Genomic DNA, 18,931 nt, shown 5'->3' with positions numbered 1-18,931 from the left:
TGGTGAGGAACTGGGAAAACCCTGGACATAGGAATTTGAAACTGAGGCAGGACGCGATGAAAAAGTTTTTGATTACAGCAGCGGCGTTGGCACTGGGATTGGCTTTTGGTCCGGCAGCTTACGCAGATACTTTGCCTTCCCCGGACGCATCCGGAGATTCGGCCGGTACGGTCATGGGGCACGTGAATTTGGATTCGATGCCCTCCGGTGCCTCCGATGTAGCGGTCAATCCCGTAGCTCCTGCCCCCGCGGCTCCTTCCACCGCGGAACTGAACGCGGGCAGCAACGATGTCGATGTTCCGGCTGGTCCTGAAGTCATGTACCCTCAGGCTCCGGCATCCGTAGCTAATGCGGAACCTCAGATTCACGCCAATGTGGCTCCTCAATCACCCGAAAAAGCCAAGACTTCTATCTCGGCGATTAATGCGAACGCCCCGCAAGCCTTCGTGTCCTCCCCGATTGACTCGGTTCCTGGCGTGGTTTCCTTTGTCTTTATCATGCTGCTGTGCGTGGGGGCCGGGGTTGCGGCTGCGGTCGTGATTTCAATCGTGACCGGAAAGAAAATCAACTTGGGCCTGCATCGCTAACCTGCGGTAAAGCCCTCTCGCAAACTACATAAATCGTTAAGAACTGAGAGACTCCCAACGGGATCTCTCAGTTCTTTGATTTGGTGGTCTGGGATTTGAACCGAAATCCTTTATGCTCCCGCAAATAACGCCGCGGCATTCGATTCTGCTTCGGCATAATTCGCGGAGGCCGTGTCGAGCTGCAAACCAATCTGGCGAAGGTTATCCTCCACGGTGGCTTGGGTGGCGCGCCATTGAGCCGCGAGAGCCGCGAAAGCTCCGGAGGCGGCACCGGTCCAAGATTCCTGCAAGGCAGTCAGATTCGCCATCATCGCTGAAACTTGGGCACTGACTTCCTCTGCACAGGCGCGAGTTTGGGCGCCGGCGGCAGCTACGGCATCGCTATCAACTTGAAATTGCATGGTGATTCCTTTCGTTTGAAACACTTCTAAAGTGAGGGAAAACCAAACTTGGGTTTTCGCACTTTCAAACTAAGGCAATACGCGCGAGCTACCCAGTCACAAAAAATCTACCTGTGGAAAACCCCGAAATCGTGCGTCCTGTGGAAAACCCTATTCCTGCACTTCAGAGATATTTTTAGAGTCAACTTCAGCGGGTTTTAGCGCTTTCATGACCATCGTATCCATGGCTTCAGCTACGTTCTCAAGGGTCGAACCCAAATCCGCTTCATCCGGAGGCGCATAAGGGTTGACCTCGTCCGGTTCATCCGTCTCCTCTGTATCCCCATCCCTCGGGGAAGATCCAGACAAGTCCCCGGTTTCGGGGTTGGTGACAGCAACTTTCGGGGTGCCTTCCCGCGGAGTGGGTGGCAGTTCCGATGTCGCTGTCGCAGCGGGAATCGCGCCGGTCTGGACCGTGGGGTCAACCCCGGCACCAGCGATGTCCAACCCGGCAGTACCGGTTTTTTCCAGACGTTCCAATTCGGCTCGGAGGTTTTCGCGGGCTTGTTCCTCCCACGATGCAGCCCCGTGCGTCCAAAACAGTTGCGGGCGGTTCAGCAAACTGCCGATGACTTTGGAACGGGCGGAAATGAAACAAGCCTCGTCATAGGCGGCGTATTCGCGGCGAATAGCTCGCAAGTACTCTATGTACTCCTGAGGATCCGCCGCCAATATACATAAATCCGCATCGGAAAGCACCTGGGCATCGATGTCGTCAATCGCCTGATGGCGGTACAAACCCCGGATGAGATTAGTAATTTTTTCAATCTGCGGCTCACTAACGCCTAGCTCAGCTAGAGAATCAGCAGCATAATCGGCGGAACCCAGCACGTTCAGTCCCGCTTCCCCACGCTCCACCGCCGCTTCGGAAACATCAAAAATCGCACCGTGATACCACACGGCCAAACGGATAGCATCCACGTCCCGAGCTTGTTCGCTGAGAGTATCAACGTTTTCCAGGGTGGTTTTCAGATATTCCAGGTTATGAAAATGGCGCTCCGGAGCCATCCACCGCTGCGCCAACTCGGTGCCTACGGATCGGGCTACGTCTCGTGGAGCTGTACCGCCTTCAGCGGCAACAGAACGGGCAAAACCCGACAATAACCAAGCCGGTATCATCTCGGCCATATACATCATCCTCTGCCAGCTTGGGAAACCCAAAGCAACCTACCAAGTATACCTGTTTATCCCGGTAGTAACGACTTTCGCCTAAAACCGATGCTCCAGACGGTAAAAACCGTAGCTTGAAGCCCCACCTTTGGTGTCGAGAAGAACTCACAGACCTAAGCGGAACGCGGCGGGGGCGGAGGCGGGAGAACCTTCGTCGGCTTGGGGACCGGTTTTGCGGGAGGCCGAGGGGAAGGCGCCACGGGAGGAGTTGGCTGTCCCATCGGGGTTGGCACGGCAGGTCGCACCATCGGAGGCACCGGTCTTACGACAGGCATGCCCTGCGGCTTCGGGGCGCTGGCTGGTGCTTTACGAGCGGGGGCTGGGGTCTGCCGGGAATTTTCCTTGGTGTTGGAAGCCTTGTTGATAGCGGCTGAGGCCGCAGCGAACTTTGCGGCTGGACTGCTCTGGTTCTCACCCTGAGAATCCACGTGCGAGGCCTGGCACGGTAGCTTAATCCTTACCGTGGCGCCACCGCCGGGAGTCTGGAGCATAGCCACCGTACCGTTGTGAGCCGAAACGATACCCGAGACGATTGCCAAACCTAGCCCGGTACCGCCCGTGGTGCGCACTCGTGACGTATCGGAACGATAGAAACGTTCAAAAACCTTTTTGGCATCCTCGGGAGCTACACCCGGACCGTGGTCACGAATCTCCAGGACGGCACAGCGCTGGAACGCGGGAATCTTTGAAGCCGCGGCATTCTTAAGGGGAGCTCCGGTTTCATCAGGCCACATGTGGTAACCCACCACCACCTCGACGGGGGTATTGGCCGGAGTGTGCTGCCGCACGTTAGTCAGCAAATTGGTGATGACCTGGGAAATCTTTTCCGCATCCACAGTTGCATAGACACTGTAGACTTCCTCCAACGTCTCATCTTCCATGTTCAGCAGCTGCATGTCGCGTTCCGGATCCAGCACGGCCATATCCGACAGAGAGTTCCGCGCCAAAGCGGTAATATCGGTGCGCTCGAAAGTCATCGGACGGTGTTCATCCAATCGCGCCAATGTCAGCAAGTCCTGAACCATATTGCCCATGCGGGTGGCCTCGGACTCGATACGCGCCATGACCTCCGCCTGACGCTCCGGGCCCACTCCACCCATGCGCGACAGTTCCGCATAACCGCGAATCGCGGCGGTGGGAGTACGCAGCTCGTGGGACGCGTCAGAGACGAAACGCCGCATCTTGCGTTCGGACAGCTCCACCGCTGAGAAAGCCTGTTCCAGGTTAGAAAGCATCACGTTCATAGAGTTCGCCAAGGAACCCACCTCGGTGGTGGTAGGAGCCTTCTTAACACGTTGCGTCAAATCCCCGGCCGCAATCTTGTTCGCGACCACCTCAATCTCATGCAGAGGCCGGAAAGCCCTCCCTACCAGGTAGTTTGTCATCAAAGTGCCGACAATGGCGATAATCAGAGTCGAGATTGAGATGGTGAAAATGATGGCCTGGAGCATATTGCGCTGCGGTGTCATCGACAAACCGACAGTCGCAGCCCCGGCGACTTTGCCCTGCGAAGTCAGCAAAATCGACAGAACCCGCCACTTTTGACCCGATTTGGTCGAAGGGACTGTAGTTCCGGGCATGACCAGCGAAGACGCATTGCTGATGGTGGGAATATCGGCTTTTTTCGGCAAGTATTGACGCTGCGGAATGCCCGACTTACTCTTTGTTGCCGGGGTAATAAATTCGCGGTCCGGTCGGTGCATAGAGCCCGCGAACTGCACGTAGATGTAGTAATCGCTGGGCATATTGTTGGAAAACACCGTTGTGTCCGAGAGATTGGCGGCGTTGGGACCCATAACCCTGGCGGCAGCGGAAAGCTGCGCGTCCTGCTGACTGGTCAGGTACGACGAAAGCGACAGCACCGTTACGGTTCCAGCCAACGACAGCGCTGTCACCAAGGCGACTGCAAAAATAATCGTCAGCCGCGTGGCCAAGGCCAGGGAGATCCACAGTTTCCCTATTCCACGCACTTGCCACTCCTCATCTGACTCGGGTGCTTTTTCGAAAGTCCGACACGTTCCACCAGGTGGCGGGGAATTGGTTTACTACCGGCAGAGGCTCTCACCTTTCGCTGTGGCGGTAAACCTCCAGTACTTACTCGTTGGGGTCACGCAACAAGTAGCCGACCCCGCGACGCGTCTGGATGAGCGAAGGCGGTATCTTGCCGTTCTCGTCCGGGGCGTCAAGTTTGCGACGCAGGTAAGAAATGTAGGATTCAACGATGGCGGCATCGCCTTCCCAATCGTATTCCCACACGTGATCGAGGATTTGCGTCTTTGAGACCACCCGCCCTTCGTTGACCATGAGGTAACGCAGCAGTTTGAATTCGGTGGGGGAGAGGTCGATGAGGCGACCGCCGCGATGCACTTCGTAGAGGTTGTCGTCCAGCTCCAAATCAGCCACGCGCAGCAGCGGCTGTTCTACTGCGGAGTGCTTCGTGCGGCGCAGGATAGCGTTGATGCGAGCCACGACTTCTTCCAGGCCAAACGGCTTGGTGACGTAATCGTCGCCGCCAGCCTGCAGGCCCTCGACCTTGTCGCGCATGTCGTCCTTGGCGGTCAGGAACAGAATTGGCATATCGATGCCGGAAGCCCGCAGCTTACGGGTCACGGTAAAGCCGTCCATATCCGGCAACATGACATCCAAGATGACCAAATCCGGTTTCTCCGTCGTGGCCAGGCGCAAGGCCTCGGTACCATCCCCGGCGCTCAAGACATCGTATCCCGCAAAACGCAGGGAAGACGCCAGGAGATCGCGAATATTAGGTTCGTCATCCACGACCAAAAGTCGTGCTTCGCTCACTGCAGGTTCCATAACCATCCTCGTTAAACAAAATGTTCAAATTGCCGCGCAAGTTAGGAGGCACGGCACTCCTTACATACATCTTAACTGCAAAAGGCAGTTCTGGGTGCAGCTTGAAGCGGATTTCCCATCGAACACTCCTGAGATTCTCTGAATTCACGAGTCCCCGGTCAGCAGCTGGGTGGGGAAAAGCTGGTTCGGGCAGCGCGGACCCGCGCCGTGTCCCCCGTGGTGCGGGTGGTTTACGATAGTGACATGTCTGAAATTGGTGGGAGTCCCAGCCCGGCTCTGCGGGTGGGGGTTATCGGTATGGGGGCGGTCGGACCAATTCTGGCCGCAGCGTTCACGCAGGCAGGACACACTTTAGTGGGGGTTTCCGCGCGTTCGCAAACTTCCCAAGAACGGGTGGACGCCATCCTCCCCGGTGTCGCGGTGGTGTCGCCAGCACAGCTGGTGCCCGAGTGCGACCTCGTGGTGTTTACCGTGCGAGATCAAGAAATCGCCCCTCTAGTTACGGAATTAGCGAAGGCTCAAGCGTTTCGAGCGGGTCAGCTGGTCGCTCACGTTTCCGGAGCTCACGGATTGGATGTTTTGCAGCCTGCCGCCGCAGCGGGAGTTATTCCACTGGCTTTGCATCCGGCGCAGACGTTTTCCGGTACGTCCCTGGACCTGCAGCGTTTACAGGGGACTCATTGGGCAGTCAATGCGCCGCGGGCATTGCTGGCTGTGGCTCAAGCCTTAGTTTTGGACCTCGGTGGGATACCGCATGTGTTGCCTGATTCGGCACGTCCCCTGTACCACGCAGCGTTAGCGCACGGGGCAAATCACCTGGTGATTGTGGTATCCCAAGCCTTGCGAGCACTGCGAATGGCGGGTTTGGACGACCCGGCAGCCTATGCCGAGCCGTTGTTTAAGGCCGCTTTTGACAGAGCTTTACAGGAGGGAGAAGCGGGGTTGTCCGGACCGGTGGTGCGCGGAGACTCTCAAACCGTCGCCCTACACCTCAAGGCGCTACAGGAAGGCCCTGTCCTTGACAAAGACGACTTGGATCCGGCACTGCCTTTTGACGATTTGGCTGACGTCCCCGACTCCTACCGTGCCCTGGCACGAGCCGCGGCACAACGTCTGAGGCTACGCGGAAATTTGAGCCCCACCCAGTTCGACCAGCTTAGTAAAATTTTGGACTAAGTGCAGATTCTGCCTCGATTAATCCCCGTGTGCCTAGATAGGATGTCCCTATGAGTGGTGAATTGTTTAATCCTGAGGGTGTGACGTTTAAGCCGATTTCCATGAAGCTCATCACGGTGCGGATTTTGGGGTTGTTGGCGTGGACTGTGGCTCTCGCCCTGGCTCTCGGGGTATTTGCGGGGGCAATGATGTTTACACAAGGGGTGTCGTGGTTTTGGCTCCTAGAAATTGTACCGATTGGTCTATTGGTGTGGCAGCTGTGGTTAATTCCGCGCCAGGTCAAGGCGTGGGGCTACGCCGAGTCTGAGCGGGATCTGTTTTTGCGTCGCGGCATCATGTTTAAGAAAATGTGGGCCATTCCCTACGGGCGGATGCAGTTCGTTGATGTGCAGCAGGGGCCTATCGACAGGATTTTCGGCATCGCCCAGGTCAGTATGAAGACCGCTTCGATGGAATCAGCGGCGAGCATTCCCGGACTGGATCGAGACGAGGCGGATCGCCTACGTAAAATTCTCACTGCGCGCGGTGAATCCTTGCGAGCGGGATTGTGAACACGGCGGGGAATGACAGATGACACAACCAATTAATCCTGGCTGGGAACCCCCGGAAGGGACGCCCAAAGAATCTCCGGCGGCCTTACCTTCGCAGGGCTTGCCGGAGGGGAGTCTCGGCAGTTCTGGCCTCACCAGCGTTGCCGCGCAACCTCCGGTTTGGCGCAAAGTGCACCCCTTGACACCACTGACCCAGATGTGGGGAATCCTGGTGGCGTTAGCGGCAATCATTTATTCGCAGCTCGACTTGATACGTGACCTTTCTAAGGAGATGGCTGCGATTCAGTCGATAGGAAAGGTTCTGCCGGTGCTGTTTTTTTCCATGCTGGCAGTCGCGGCGCTACTTCTGTTGCTGTTGCTTTTTGCCTATCTGAGCTGGAGATTTACCGCTTATGCGCTGACTGATGAAGCGGTTTTGTTTCGCCACGGAATCATTTTTAAAAAAGAACGTCATATGCGGCTAAGCCGGATTCAGGCGGTAGACGTCATCGCTCCGTTAGTGCCGCGTCTGTTCGGTTTGGCGAAGTTGCACGTGGATTCTGCGGGAGCCAGGGGTTCTCAGATTGACATCATGTATCTGAAAGCCTCCCAGGCTCAAGCGTTGCGGGCTGAAGTCTTATCAAAGGCGTCCGGTCAAAAAACCCCAACCGGCCCCGCGACGGATGCTGCTAATTCTTTAACGAATGGTACAAAAGTTATCGGGATAGGTGAGTTCGGACTGGTGGGAGCCTTACCCGCCGCCAGCGGAGAAGCCCCTGAGACAACACTTTACGAAGTGACAACCGATATGTTGGTAGGTTCCATTCTGCGTTCCATTTCTACCTGGTTCGCGGTGCTACTCATCCCCCTACTGTTGGTGCTGGGGTTGATGCCCGCGATAGCTATTTACCTCAGTGGCGATGCAGACAGTTTTGCAGCGGCCTTGTTGATTGCTCCGCAAGCAATATTGGGTGTTATCGGTGGTGTTATCGCCACAATTGCGGCGGTGATGCAAAAAGTTAACGAAGGTTGGAACTTTACCGCGGCGGCCTCTGTTGACGGAATCCGCCTGCGCCACGGACTGACGACCCATGATTCCCAAACCATTCCTCCCGGGCGAGTCCACGCCGTAGTCTTGAAGCAGCCCCTGCTGTGGCGGGGCAAGGACTGGTGGCGAGTCGAGTTAACTATGGCCGGCTATCAGGGCGCCTCTGAAGGAAACGGCAACAATAAGAGCAAGACCAGCTCCCATGTGATGCTGCCGGTAGGAACCCGAACTCAGGCACTACAAGCATTGTGGATGATGGAACAAGACCTCGGCGCGGTCACCGACCTCAACGGCGCCGAAATTGGAACAGCCGGTACAAACCTCTTGGAAGTCATGATGTATGGTTCCGGGCCAGCGCCCGGTATTTTTACCGCTTCGCCGAAAGCCCGCTGGTTTGACTGGATTACGTGGAATCGGAAAGCTGCCGTGCTGACCACGACGATGGTGATGATTCGTGACGGCAGAATCACCCGCCGCGTGTCCTTCGTGCCGCATTGCCGGATGCAATCCGTAGCTCTGCGGCAAGGACCGGCACAACGGGCTTTAGGGATGGCAAACGTCAAACTGCACTTGGTGCCGGGGGTCGTGCCAACCACGGTGTACCATCTGCCTACCGCCTCCGCGCAGAGTCTGTGGGAACTGCAAGTCTCGCACGCGGACATGGCGCGTGAGAAAGAACCCCCTGCCGCCTGGCTGGAGCGAGTAACCTCTAACCTGGAGGCTTGTGCGAGTATCGAAGAACACCAAACAGACAATCTCAGAGAGGATTAAGACTGTGGAGTTGTTGAAAACCAGAGCAGAGTTAGCGACCTGGCGCAACGGAGTCAAGGGCAGACTTGGTCTGGTTATGACGATGGGAGCCCTGCATGAGGGGCATTTAGATTTAGTGCGCGCCGCGAAAGCCCAGGCAGACACGGTGCTGGTGACGGTGTTCGTCAACCCTACCCAGTTCGCTCCCGGTGAGGATTATGATACCTATCCACGCGACTTGGCGGGGGACGCCGCCAAGCTCCAGGCGGTCGGGGCTGACGCGCTGTTCGCGCCTACCCCTGAGGTGATGTATCCCTCTGGTGAGGCTTTGGTACGTTTCGACCCCGGTAGTGCCGCCACAATCCTGGAAGGTAAAACTCGCCCTACGCACTTTGCCGGAGTGCTGCTGGTGGTGGGCAAGATGTTCCACTTGACCCGTCCCGATGTGGCTGCTTTCGGCAAGAAAGATGCCCAACAGCTCGCCATTGTCTCCCAGATGGTTACCGACCTGGACTTCCCGCTGACGATTTTGCCGGTGGAAATCCGCAGGGAACCCGATGGTCTGGCCTTGAGCTCGCGCAACCGCTACCTGTCTCCCGAGGAACGCGACACGGCTCTCAACCTTTCCCAGGCTCTGAAGTGGGGGCGGGAAAACGCTTCCCAGCTCGGTGCGGGCGATTTGGCGGCCAAGGTGCGTGCGCGCCTCGAGTCAGTGCCGGGGATAGACGTAGATTATGTTGCCCTGGTGAACCCGGTGGGGTTTGTGCCGATTACTGGCGATTATCACGGCAGCGCCATCTTGGCGCTGGCAGCGAAAGTCGGTTCCACGCGGCTGATAGACAATATGGACGTGCAACTGTAGAGGTCACAAGGGTCCTGCCGCGCCTTTCGGGGTGAGCCTTGCGTGTGGGGAAATGTTGCGGCCGTACTATCTTTCGGACTACCCTGTGAAAGACCCCTGGGGAATCACTCCCTGAGGAGCAAATCGGGAAACCTGTTGAGGGGAAAATATGCGGATGCGAACCATGATGAGCGGCAAGATTCATCGCGCTACCGTGACTGATGCGGACATTAACTATGTCGGATCCATCACTATTGACGCGGATTTGCTGCAGCGTGCCGACATCCTGCCAGGGGAACAGGTTGATGTAGTCGATGTCAATAACGGCTCGCGCCTGACCACCTACACGATTGCCGGTACCCGTGGTTCTGGCACGATTCAGATGAACGGTCCCGCTGCTCGCCTGGTGGTTCCCGGCGACCTGGTCATCATCATCGCTTACGCCACTGTTGATGACGAAACAGCCCGGAACCTGACTCCTCGCGTGGTGCACGTAGACGCGAACAACCATCCGGTTAATTAACTCCAGTCACACCGCCATTTGGTATTTTGAACGCTTCTCGCGTTTACTCGATGTCCAAGAAGAGCTGCTCCAGGTGCTTGATGTTTGCCGCGCGTTCCGGTTCACTGGCTTCGGCTGTGCCCTGCAAGCTGGAGACCATCAGAGCGAAAGAGGCTCTGTCTAAGCGCCGCGATGACTCGTTCAGCTTAGAAATCACTACACTCGCGTCCGCATCAGTATCCAGCAGACCAATAACCTCATCCAATGATTGCTTAGCCTCACTGAGTCGAGCGGAAACAGTCAATTTGTCAGCAGCGGAAAGTTGCATTGAATCCCCTAAACGACGTGATGAACCTCCTGGAATTATTTTACCCGCCGCAAGCCTGTCGGGGACCCGGTTGACGGGGGCAAAACCCTTGCGGAACAACACTCCCTGGTAATGGTCTAAACTAGGACGGTGGCTGAAAACGAAAACAAAACTGAGAAAGTAAACCCAGAGCCGATGGCGAACGACGATGAGACGTATGCGGCCGAGGCTCCTGAACAGATCCGAATCCGTGCGGAAAAACGCGCCAAGATGCTGGCCAAAGGCAGGACTCCCTACCCGGTACACGTGGATATTTCCGCAACCATTTCTGAAGTTCGTCAGAAGTACCCGAATCTGCAGGCGGGGGAAGAAACCGAAGATTATGTCGGCTTGGCCGGGCGGGTTCGTCTGATGCGTTCCAGCGGCAAGCTGGCTTTCGCCACTTTGCAAGAGGGTAACGGTTCCACCATTCAGATTATGGTTAGTGAACGGGAAGTCGGCTCGGAATCGATGTCCGCCTACAAGGCAGAGGTTGACCTGGGCGATCACCTGTTTGTCCACGGCCGGGTCATCAGTTCCAAACGCGGAGAACTGTCCATTTTCGTGGACTCTTGGCAGCTGACTTGTAAAGCGCTGCGCCCCTTGCCGAAGTCATACGTTAATGAAGCTGGCGAAGAAGTCTCGTTGAGTGAGGACATGCGGGTTCGTCGGCGCGACCTGGATATGATTATGCGCCCCGCCGCTCGCGACATGGTGCGCAATCGCTCCCGCGTGGTGCAAACGCTGCGCCGCTACCTGGACGAGCATGACTATCTCGAGGTAGAAACCCCCATGCTGCAAAACTTGCACGGCGGGGCTGCCGCCCGTCCTTTTGTGACTCACATGAACGCCTACGACACGGAGCTCTACCTGCGTATCGCCCCGGAGCTGTTCCTGAAGCGCTGCCTGATTGGCGGAATAGACAAGGTTTTTGAAATCAACCGGAACTTCCGTAACGAAGGCGCCGATTCTTCGCACTCCCCGGAATTCACCATGATAGAGGTGTATTGCGCTTACGGGGACTACCATCAGATTGCGGACCTGACTCGGGAGATGATTCAACGCTGCGCCCGGGACGTGTTTGGTTCCGAAGTCGTGACCTTGAACGATGGTACTCAGTTCGATTTATCCGGGGAATGGAAGTGGATTGACCTCTATGGTTCCCTCTCTGAGGCGCTGGGCCAGGAAGTTACGGTGCGTACCCCGAAGGATGCCTTGGTCACTTTGGCGGATCGGCTCGACATCGAGTTGGAACCCTACTATACCTCCGGGAAAATCGTGGAAGTCCTGTGGGAAGAACTGGTTGGCGACAAATTGTGGCAGCCGACTTTTGTTTGTGATTTCCCCGAGGACACTTCGCCCCTGGTCAAGACGCATCCTGATAAGCCCGGCCAGGTGCAAAAGTGGGATTTGATGATTCGCGGCTTTGAAGTTGCCACCGGATATTCCGAGTTGAACGACCCGGTGGTACAGCGGGCACGCTTTGAACAGCAGGCTTTAGATGCTGCCAACGGAGATCCGGAAGCTATGGAAGTGGACGAGGACTTCCTCATTTCAATGGAACAGGGAATGCCTCCCGCCGGCGGTATGGGAATGGGCCTGGACCGTCTGCTGATGACTTTGACCGGAGCAGGAATCCGCGAAACTATCACGTTCCCGCTGGTCAAGCGGGTGTAGAGTGAGTCGAAGCGGCTTCGGCCGGTTTGCTCCCAGCCCGTCGGGAGTCATGCATTTCGGGAATCTGCGTACCGCGGTGGCAGCCTACCTGTTTGCTAAATCCAACGGGCGCGAGTTCTTGGTACGAATAGAAGACATCGATACCGGACGTTCCCGTCCCGGTTTTGCCGCCCAAGCCCTGGAGGACCTGACGGCTTTGGGCATGCAGAGCGATGGAGAGGTTGTTTACCAGTCGCAACGCCACGAGCTGTACCAAGCCGCTTTGGAACAGTTGGTACAAAATGGTCTGGTATACGAATGCTACTGTTCGCGGGCAGACATCGCAGCCGCTGCCAGCGCGCCGCATGGGAAACCCGGGATTTATCCCGGAATCTGCCGGGATTTGAGTGATTCAGAGCGGGTGGAAAAACGAGCCGCCCTGGCAGCGCAAGGCCGCAAACCGGCCTTGCGACTGCGAGCCCCGCAAGGAGTTGAACATACGGTACACGATTCACTGTTGGGACCGCTGACCGGTCTGCTCCACGACTTCGTGCTGCGGCGTACCGATGGGGATTGGGCTTATCAGCTGGTCGTGGTGGTGGACGACATGAATCAAGGCGTGGATCAGATTGTGCGGGGGGCTGATTTGGCCTCCAGCGCTCCGGTGCAGGCCTGGCTCACCGAAACTTTGGGAGGCCGCCCAGCCAGTTATGCTCATGTGCCGCTGGTCATGAATGCGCAGGGGCAGCGCCTGGCCAAGCGAGATAAATCGGTGACCCGTCCCGAGCTGAACGCCCTGGGGTGGTCTGACCAACAGATTCTCTTGAGAGCCTTGGAAACGTTGGGGTGGTCGGCAGCGAAAACTGACGCGACTGAACTGTTGACCTGTCCCACGAAAGAAATCCTGAAACAAGCCACGGTTACCTGGAGACCCGAAAACCTCCCCCCAGATCCGGTTATCTTTCACCCTTAGGCAAGCGTAGCGAGAGACCATCCCGGTACCAGCGAGCGTGCTGAGGAGATGCGATTAGATGAAAATAATTTGGGCACCTTCCGATTTCTTGATGAATTCAGGAGCGGTGATAATTCCTGAAACCCCTTTATACATCATATTCTGGCGTAGTTTCATGAGGTCCACGGTCATTTTGCATCCCCACAGATGACCGCCCATTTCAACAATCTGTTCCAACAAATCACGCACAGGGGGAATGCCGTTCTTTTCCATCATTTTATTCATGTACCAGGTGGCCAGGTGCGTAGCTCCAGGCAGATTTCCCAGGCTGGGAGGTATATAGCGTTTGCCCCAACCAGGGCGGATTTTTTCCAAAAGGGGAAGGTGCAGGGCCGTGTTTCCCTGCATAGTGAACTTTAGAGAGTCCATGGTGCGTTTCGTGACGATATCCAGACCCCAGAAAGTAAAGAAAATGTTAACATCGACCTTTTCTGTGAGTGCCGCGATTGACATAACCAACACCGGATAAGCCATATCAAGGTTGCCTTTGGAACAGATAAAGGCCATCTTGCGCTGGTCCACGTGCAGCAGAGGTTCCGAGACACGCCAAAAATCCTGGTCAAAAAAATCAGCGGTGGATTTCTCCATAACTTCACTCTCCTTCGGAACCTAGATACAGCCTACTGGTTTCGGAATTCCGGCCACGTAGGCGATGAGTTTCCCCGGCTTAAACGGGAAAAGCTCGAACAGTTCAGAAATCGGGAAGTCTCCCGCCATTTCGAGACGTCTCAGCGTGGGGCTGACTTGGTATTTTGCAAAACTTTCTCGGGCGAATTCGATGACTTCCCAGTGCCGGGGCGTCATCTCTAAGTTAATTGCGCGAGCCAGGTCAGCCCCGATTTCGCGGGTCCACTGACGCGGCTTGGTCATGAACCCCTCCGAGTCCACGTCAATATGCGCCCCACCGGCTTCGTGGAGAACGGGAATTTCCAAAAGTTTCGTTGAAGCTGACGCTGCCAGACAAGCATTGGGCCGACGTTTCCAAGTGGGTGCGATAAAACCTGCGGAGTCTTGAGAGAGATCCGGGGTACTGAGCGGAGTCGTGCCGTCAGGCCGCAGATTCCACCGACTAAATTCCTTACCCAAAAGCTGTATATGTGAAATTCTATCGAAAATACGCGGACCCACCATGAGCACGCTGTAGAACACGAACATGAACCGCTTTGTGAGGTGGTTTCTGCGACTCTGCTTTAGCAGGGACAGGGGGCCCAAATAGGGAAAAATCCATTTTCCAGTCACTGCGGGTACTGTGTAAGAACGATCAATCACGGTGGCCTGATGGTAACCCGTGTCGACAATGCACATGGCGTGACCGTCATAATGGCGAACCATCGGTCTGCCGGCCATGTAATCAAGCAAGTTAGAAACTAATACCCTAGATTGGTATATACTTGCGGAGCCTGATTTGGAAGTCGGCAAATCGGCAGTGTCGCCAAGGACAAAAATATCCGGGTATTCTCGATGCTGCAGGGTTTCCAGATCGGGATGAATGAATCCCATCTCATCGCCCAGTCCGGAATCCACGATGAACTGCTGGCCGCGCATAGGGGGAACGGTCACCAGCATGTCGTAATCAACGACCTTCCCATCGTAGGAGTACATCCGTTTTTCTTCGGCATCGATGTGGCGCACCACGAAATCAGGCTTAACCTCGATGTCGCGCAGGCGCAAGAGGTTAGAAAGATTCCGAGCGGCTACGGGCTGCTCAAAAACCTGGGATTGCGGGGTGACAATCATGATTTCGATATCGTCGCGAACCCTGTGTTCAAAGAAATAGTGATCGGCTTTCAGGGCGAACTCAATCGGAGCAACCGGGCAGCGGATAGGAAATTCAGAGATATGCACTACCAGACGGCCGTGGTCGAAGGCCTGCAGTGCCCGGCGCAAGCGCCGCGCCCAAGCCAGGGTATAGAAAGAATAAATCCCCGTGTTCAGGACAGTTCCCCTTGTCATTCCCTCGATTAGCTCGGGACGGCACTCACATCCCGTCGCCAAAACCAGGTAATCGTAGGAAATCACTTTGGTCTGAGTGGTAACCGTTTTTGCGTCCGAATCCACCGCGATGACTTTATCCTGAAGGAATCGGATACCGGGTAGAAAAGTTCGCCGCCGCCATCGCCACAGCAGCGGGTTAGGGACTTTTCCCATAGTCAGCGAGACAAAACCGGGCTGGTAGTAATGCCGGGCGGAATAGTCGATGACGGTGATTCGATACTCTTTGCTGTCCAAGCGGCGCACCAGTGAGTTTGCTGTGACTGTGCCGCCTGTTCCCCCACCAATAATCACCACGTTTTTCATGCCAAGTCTCACCGCCTCAGGATTTCACCTTCGAATTCGTTAAGAATTCTAACGAGAATTGTGCCGTGGTGTGTACTGTTGAGGGTCTCACTCCTGGCTCAACCTATTTTTAAAGCGGTTGACCAGCTTAGCCAGTCCCCACAAACGGCCGGTGTCGACAGGGTTCCAGTCTGAGTTCCAACTGCTTTGTTGCTGGGTCGCGAAAATATCCGCGGGGTAGGCGGGCAGTGCCGCCGAGACCAGAATCTTGCGAATGTCCACCTCGCCACTAATCGCTTCGTCCACGGCGCGCAGCAAAGGCAGCTCGTCCAATAGCTGCGGGCAGCGCTGTTCAATGAGTTTTACCGCCAAGGGTGTGGAGTACACCCCTTCGACCGTATGTCCCGCGGCCTTCATCTGGGTTTCGGCTTCGGCCGGATGCTCGCCGCGTCCCAGCCGCATTCCAAAGAACTTATTGCGCCCCGAAATGCCGGTTACTTCCAGGTCGCCCACACCAGCCAGACCAATGGCAGATTCCTGGCGCCCTCCCAAAGCCTCGCAAACCAGAGACATTTCGCGAATTGCCTGGGCGAACACCGCGGCACGCAAGTTAGATTGCGGAGATCCGGTTGACTCCTGAATACCCTCGGTCACGCCCAAAGCAATGGCGTAGCTGTTTTTCAAAGGAGCCAGGACTTCAACCCCGGTCGTGTCCTCAGTAGGAAAAGCACGATAGTAATCAGTGCGTACCGCGCGGGCATAGTAAACCGCGGCTCCTAAATCTTGACAGGCATACACTGTTGCGGTGGGTTCGCTCAGCGCGCATTGGCGGGCAATAACTGGCCCTCCTATGGACACCAAGGTTGGCAGCTCGGCTCCGTTTTCGGCGGCAATCTTTGCCATCGCCTCAGCCAGCAAATAAACCTGATCCGCCTCGTCCTTAATAAAGCCTTTCGTCAGCACCCAGACCGCCCTTACGCGACTGAAGTAGGGCGCCAGGCGTCTGGTGATGTCAGGTAAACCCACGGCAGCGACACAAACGGCTAGGACTTCCGCGCCTTTCACCGCCGCGTCGAGGTGCTTAGCGCGATAGGTCTTAACCTGGGGGGCCAGAGGCACGTGAATCGCCGGGTGAGTTTGCCCCAGAGCGTAAGTATCCAGGACGGCATCGTCGTATTCGGTTCCCCACATGGCTACATCCCAGCCCGTGTCTACGAGGGGCCGGCAGAGTGCCGTGCCCATCGCCGACGCTCCTATTACGCATATCTTTGGCATAGCCCACCTCTCAGAACAAAGGGTACCAAGCCACTTTACCGCACTGGTGACGGGGGAACCTACCCGGGAAGGCGAAACTTAGATGAAGATAATCTGCGACCCTTCAGACAGTTCGATGAAGGTACCGGCGTCAATGATGCCTTTCACCGCTTTGTGCAACATGCGCGGCTTGAGCTGCATCATGTCTGCCGTCATCTTGCAGGCCCACATATCCGCGCCCATTTCCGCGACCTGTTCCAGGAGGTCTCGTATCGGCGGAATCTCAATCTTGTCAATCTCGCGTTTCATGTACCAAGTGGCAAAGTTTGTCATGCCGGGAAGTACCCCGAGAGAAGGCGGCATATAGGCGTTCCCCCAGCCCGGACGGATTTTATCCAGGGCGGGCATATGCATGGCGGTGTTCGCCTGCATGGTGAACTTGAGGTCGTCCATGGTGCGTTTATTGATGATATCGAGTCCCCAGAAAGTAAAGAAGATGTCTACGTGGATACCCTGGTTGAGTGCGGCGTGCGCCATAATCAGCGCCGGGTAGGCCATGTCGAGATTCCCCTTCGAGCAGATGAAAGCCATCTTACGGTGCACGTAGGTGACATTTTCATCGGGCGCGCTTTCGTTTTCGAGGGCGGACTCGCCGTTGTGGGGTTGGGACTGCGATTCCTCTGCTGCTGGTGTCATGATTCTCTCTCCTTGTAAAAGTCTGGAATAGGTTGCTAGATTGCTTGCGGGCTTAGACGCATCCGACCGGCTTGGGTGCCCCCGCTATATAGGCGAGTTTCTTGGCCGGTTTGGTGCCGAAGATGGCGAACAAGGACTTGACGTCGAAGCCGCCAGCCTTGGAGATGCGACCCAGAGTCGGGGACACCGAACGTTCCTCGAAGTCTTGACGCACGAAGCGAATCACAGACCATGCCTGATCGTCTAGCTCAATGTGCAGTGCCTTGGCGAGCGCCTCGGCGACCTCTTCATTCCACTGATTCTTTTGCGTCATGAAACCCTCGTCGGTCACATCTATAGGCTTGCCGTTAACTTCGTGTAATACGGGAATGAGGTCGCCCTTGGTGGTGTTGGCCGGCATATTGCCTGGTCTAGCCGTCGTTTCGGCGGCTAGGGGTGCGGAGCCAATAACGCGGACGATTGGTATCTTAATCTCCGGTTCGGGTTCGACGGGAGCGGATTTCCCAGCAGGAATAGGCGTCACCCCGTCAGGCTGCAACCCCCACTTGCGGAAGTCCTTACCCGCCTTGGACATATCGCGGGGGAACGGCAGCGGCAACCCGCGAGCCAGAAAACCCCAATACAATGCATAGAACGCGAGTTTCCCGAGGTGGTTTAGGCGTGATTCGCCGAGTAGGCGCAGTGGGCCGACACACGGCAGGGGGAACCTGCCGGTGACGGGCTGCACATCGTAGTTAAAGTCCAACAGCAACGCCTTGTGAAACCCTGACTCGATAAAGCAGTTGGCGTGTCCATCGAAAGACTCGGTCATCGGGCGCCCTTTTAGGTAGTTAATAAAGTTCGGTATGAATGATTCGGACTGGAAATGAATCACCGCGCCCGCCTTTGACGTTGGCAGATTTCCGGCATCGCCAAGGACAAAAATATCGGGATACTCGTCGGACTGCAGGGTGTGCTTGTCGATGGGAATATAGTTGCTCTCATCGCCCAGACCGGAATCTGCGACATACTGTTGACCCATTATTGGTGGAGTGGTCACCAGCAGGTCAAAGGGGATTTCGCGACCGTCATATCCCACCAGGGTTTTACTGTCGGGATTTATTCTCTCAACGTTGAAGTCGGTTTCTATCTCGATGTCTCGCTTGCGTAACAAGTCCCCGAGTTCCGCTTTCGCTACCGGCTTTGTAAATGCGCCGTCGAGCGGGGTGACGAAGGTAATGTCAACGTCGTAGCGGCGCCGACGCATGAACAGGTACCAGTCTGCCAGGAGGGTAAACTCCAGGGGTGCGACGGGACACTTGATGGGCATCTCGGAAATATGCACCACCAGGCGGCCGCGCTCGAAGTTCTTAAGAGCCTGGTGCAAACGTCCGGCGCCCGAGAGGGTATAGAAGTCAAAAACGCTCTTGCGCCAAACCTTCGGGTCGCTCATTCCCGGTACTTGGTCGGGACGAATGGTGCACCCGGTGGCGATTATCAGATAGTGGTAGGGGATGGTTTCCTTTTCCAATTCCACGGTTTTCGCAACGGGGTCGACCTTCTTTATGTTGTCCATCACGAAACGCACCCCGGAGGGCAAGAACCTGGACCGCTTCTTTACCACGGTACGAGGTTTGTACATCCCAAAGGGAACAAAAAGATACCCAGGTTGGTAGTGGTGGTTGTTGTCGCGATCCACCACCGTGATTTGGTACTCGTTCTTTGGCAACTGTCGGTACAGTCGGTTGGACACAATCGAACCGGCCGTGCCGCCACCGAGAATGACGATTTGCTTCATTGCTTTCTCCTTGGGGACAGCGGAAAAACTTGCTCAGAATCATTTTATTACATAG

The 18,931-nt window shown here is 56.1% G+C and carries 18 protein-coding genes; 8 read left to right on the top strand and 10 right to left on the bottom strand.

Features of this window, described 5'->3' with window-relative positions; all coding sequences use genetic code 11:
- Positions 1–56: 56 nt before the first annotated feature.
- A complete protein-coding gene (locus tag SPI05_RS08305) occupies positions 57–587 on the top strand; it encodes a fibronectin-binding protein (protein ID WP_321077652.1) in 531 nt (176 codons plus the stop codon).
- Between the two features lie 110 nt (positions 588–697).
- On the opposite strand, the gene SPI05_RS08300 is transcribed toward SPI05_RS08305, so the two are convergent.
- The 4 genes from SPI05_RS08300 to SPI05_RS08285 all read right to left on the bottom strand — a co-directional run bounded on the left by SPI05_RS08300 (position 698) and on the right by SPI05_RS08285 (position 5,017).
- Complete coding sequence (locus SPI05_RS08300) at positions 698–988, bottom strand: WXG100 family type VII secretion target (RefSeq protein ID WP_282922270.1); 291 nt, start codon at positions 986–988, stop codon at positions 698–700.
- A gap of 150 nt (positions 989–1,138) precedes the next feature.
- Positions 1,139–2,155 carry a hypothetical protein gene (locus tag SPI05_RS08295; RefSeq protein WP_321077651.1) on the bottom strand — a complete coding sequence of 339 codons (1,017 nt, stop codon included), beginning with the start codon at positions 2,153–2,155 and terminating at the stop codon, positions 1,139–1,141.
- Positions 2,156–2,310: 155 nt separating this feature from the next.
- Positions 2,311–4,167 (bottom strand): HAMP domain-containing sensor histidine kinase, encoded by a 1,857-nt coding sequence (locus SPI05_RS08290; RefSeq protein WP_321077650.1) that lies wholly within the window; start codon positions 4,165–4,167, stop codon positions 2,311–2,313.
- Between the two features lie 124 nt (positions 4,168–4,291).
- The gene (locus tag SPI05_RS08285; RefSeq protein WP_297589296.1) at positions 4,292–5,017 is read right to left on the bottom strand and encodes a response regulator transcription factor; all 726 of its coding nucleotides are present in this window, start codon (positions 5,015–5,017) and stop codon (positions 4,292–4,294) included.
- Between the two features lie 237 nt (positions 5,018–5,254).
- On the opposite strand from SPI05_RS08285, the gene SPI05_RS08280 reads away from it, so the two are divergent.
- The 5 genes from SPI05_RS08280 (at position 5,255) to panD (ending at position 9,879) form a co-directional block, all read left to right on the top strand.
- Positions 5,255–6,187, top strand: a complete 933-nt coding sequence (locus tag SPI05_RS08280; RefSeq protein ID WP_321077649.1) for a Rossmann-like and DUF2520 domain-containing protein — start codon at positions 5,255–5,257, stop codon at positions 6,185–6,187.
- 50 nt (positions 6,188–6,237) lie between these two features.
- Positions 6,238–6,738, top strand: a complete 501-nt coding sequence (locus SPI05_RS08275; RefSeq protein ID WP_321077648.1) for a PH domain-containing protein — start codon at positions 6,238–6,240, stop codon at positions 6,736–6,738.
- A gap of 19 nt (positions 6,739–6,757) precedes the next feature.
- Positions 6,758–8,536 carry a PH domain-containing protein gene (locus SPI05_RS08270; protein ID WP_414601984.1) on the top strand — a complete coding sequence of 593 codons (1,779 nt, stop codon included), beginning with the start codon at positions 6,758–6,760 and terminating at the stop codon, positions 8,534–8,536.
- Positions 8,537–8,540: 4 nt separating this feature from the next.
- On the top strand, positions 8,541–9,377 hold the full coding sequence (gene panC, locus SPI05_RS08265) for a pantoate--beta-alanine ligase (protein ID WP_321077647.1): 837 nt from the start codon (positions 8,541–8,543) through the stop codon (positions 9,375–9,377).
- Positions 9,378–9,525: 148 nt separating this feature from the next.
- Positions 9,526–9,879 (top strand): aspartate 1-decarboxylase, encoded by a 354-nt coding sequence (gene panD, locus SPI05_RS08260; protein WP_282922260.1) that lies wholly within the window; start codon positions 9,526–9,528, stop codon positions 9,877–9,879.
- A gap of 43 nt (positions 9,880–9,922) precedes the next feature.
- Here panD and SPI05_RS08255 read toward each other — a convergent pair whose 3' ends face one another.
- Positions 9,923–10,186, bottom strand: a complete 264-nt coding sequence (locus SPI05_RS08255; protein ID WP_321077646.1) for a hypothetical protein — start codon at positions 10,184–10,186, stop codon at positions 9,923–9,925.
- Between the two features lie 129 nt (positions 10,187–10,315).
- On the opposite strand from SPI05_RS08255, the gene lysS reads away from it, so the two are divergent.
- Positions 10,316–11,881, top strand: a complete 1,566-nt coding sequence (gene lysS, locus SPI05_RS08250) for a lysine--tRNA ligase (protein ID WP_414601983.1) — start codon at positions 10,316–10,318, stop codon at positions 11,879–11,881.
- Between the two features lies 1 nt (position 11,882).
- On the top strand, positions 11,883–12,833 hold the full coding sequence (gene gluQRS, locus SPI05_RS08245) for a tRNA glutamyl-Q(34) synthetase GluQRS (protein ID WP_321077645.1): 951 nt from the start codon (positions 11,883–11,885) through the stop codon (positions 12,831–12,833).
- Positions 12,834–12,887: 54 nt separating this feature from the next.
- On the opposite strand, the gene SPI05_RS08240 is transcribed toward gluQRS, so the two are convergent.
- The 5 genes from SPI05_RS08240 to SPI05_RS08220 all read right to left on the bottom strand — a co-directional run bounded on the left by SPI05_RS08240 (position 12,888) and on the right by SPI05_RS08220 (position 18,876).
- Positions 12,888–13,460 carry a DsrE/DsrF/DrsH-like family protein gene (locus SPI05_RS08240; protein WP_321077644.1) on the bottom strand — a complete coding sequence of 191 codons (573 nt, stop codon included), beginning with the start codon at positions 13,458–13,460 and terminating at the stop codon, positions 12,888–12,890.
- A 21-nt stretch (positions 13,461–13,481) separates the two neighbouring features.
- Positions 13,482–15,170, bottom strand: coding sequence for a TusE/DsrC/DsvC family sulfur relay protein (locus SPI05_RS08235; protein ID WP_321077643.1), 1,689 nt, complete (start codon positions 15,168–15,170; stop codon positions 13,482–13,484).
- 87 nt (positions 15,171–15,257) lie between these two features.
- Entirely contained in the window at positions 15,258–16,391 is a 1,134-nt protein-coding gene (locus tag SPI05_RS08230) for an NAD(P)H-dependent glycerol-3-phosphate dehydrogenase (protein ID WP_414601982.1), read from the bottom strand.
- A 111-nt stretch (positions 16,392–16,502) separates the two neighbouring features.
- On the bottom strand, positions 16,503–17,099 hold the full coding sequence (locus SPI05_RS08225; protein ID WP_321077641.1) for a DsrE/DsrF/DrsH-like family protein: 597 nt from the start codon (positions 17,097–17,099) through the stop codon (positions 16,503–16,505).
- Positions 17,100–17,151: 52 nt separating this feature from the next.
- Positions 17,152–18,876 (bottom strand): TusE/DsrC/DsvC family sulfur relay protein, encoded by a 1,725-nt coding sequence (locus SPI05_RS08220; protein ID WP_321077640.1) that lies wholly within the window; start codon positions 18,874–18,876, stop codon positions 17,152–17,154.
- Between the last annotated feature and the right edge of the window lie 55 nt (positions 18,877–18,931).

This window comes from Mobiluncus sp., from assembly GCF_034180645.1.
Taxonomy (GTDB): Bacteria; Actinomycetota; Actinomycetes; order Actinomycetales; family Actinomycetaceae; genus Mobiluncus.
Note: the sequence above shows the minus strand (reverse complement) of the source record. Positions and strands in the feature narration are given on the sequence as shown.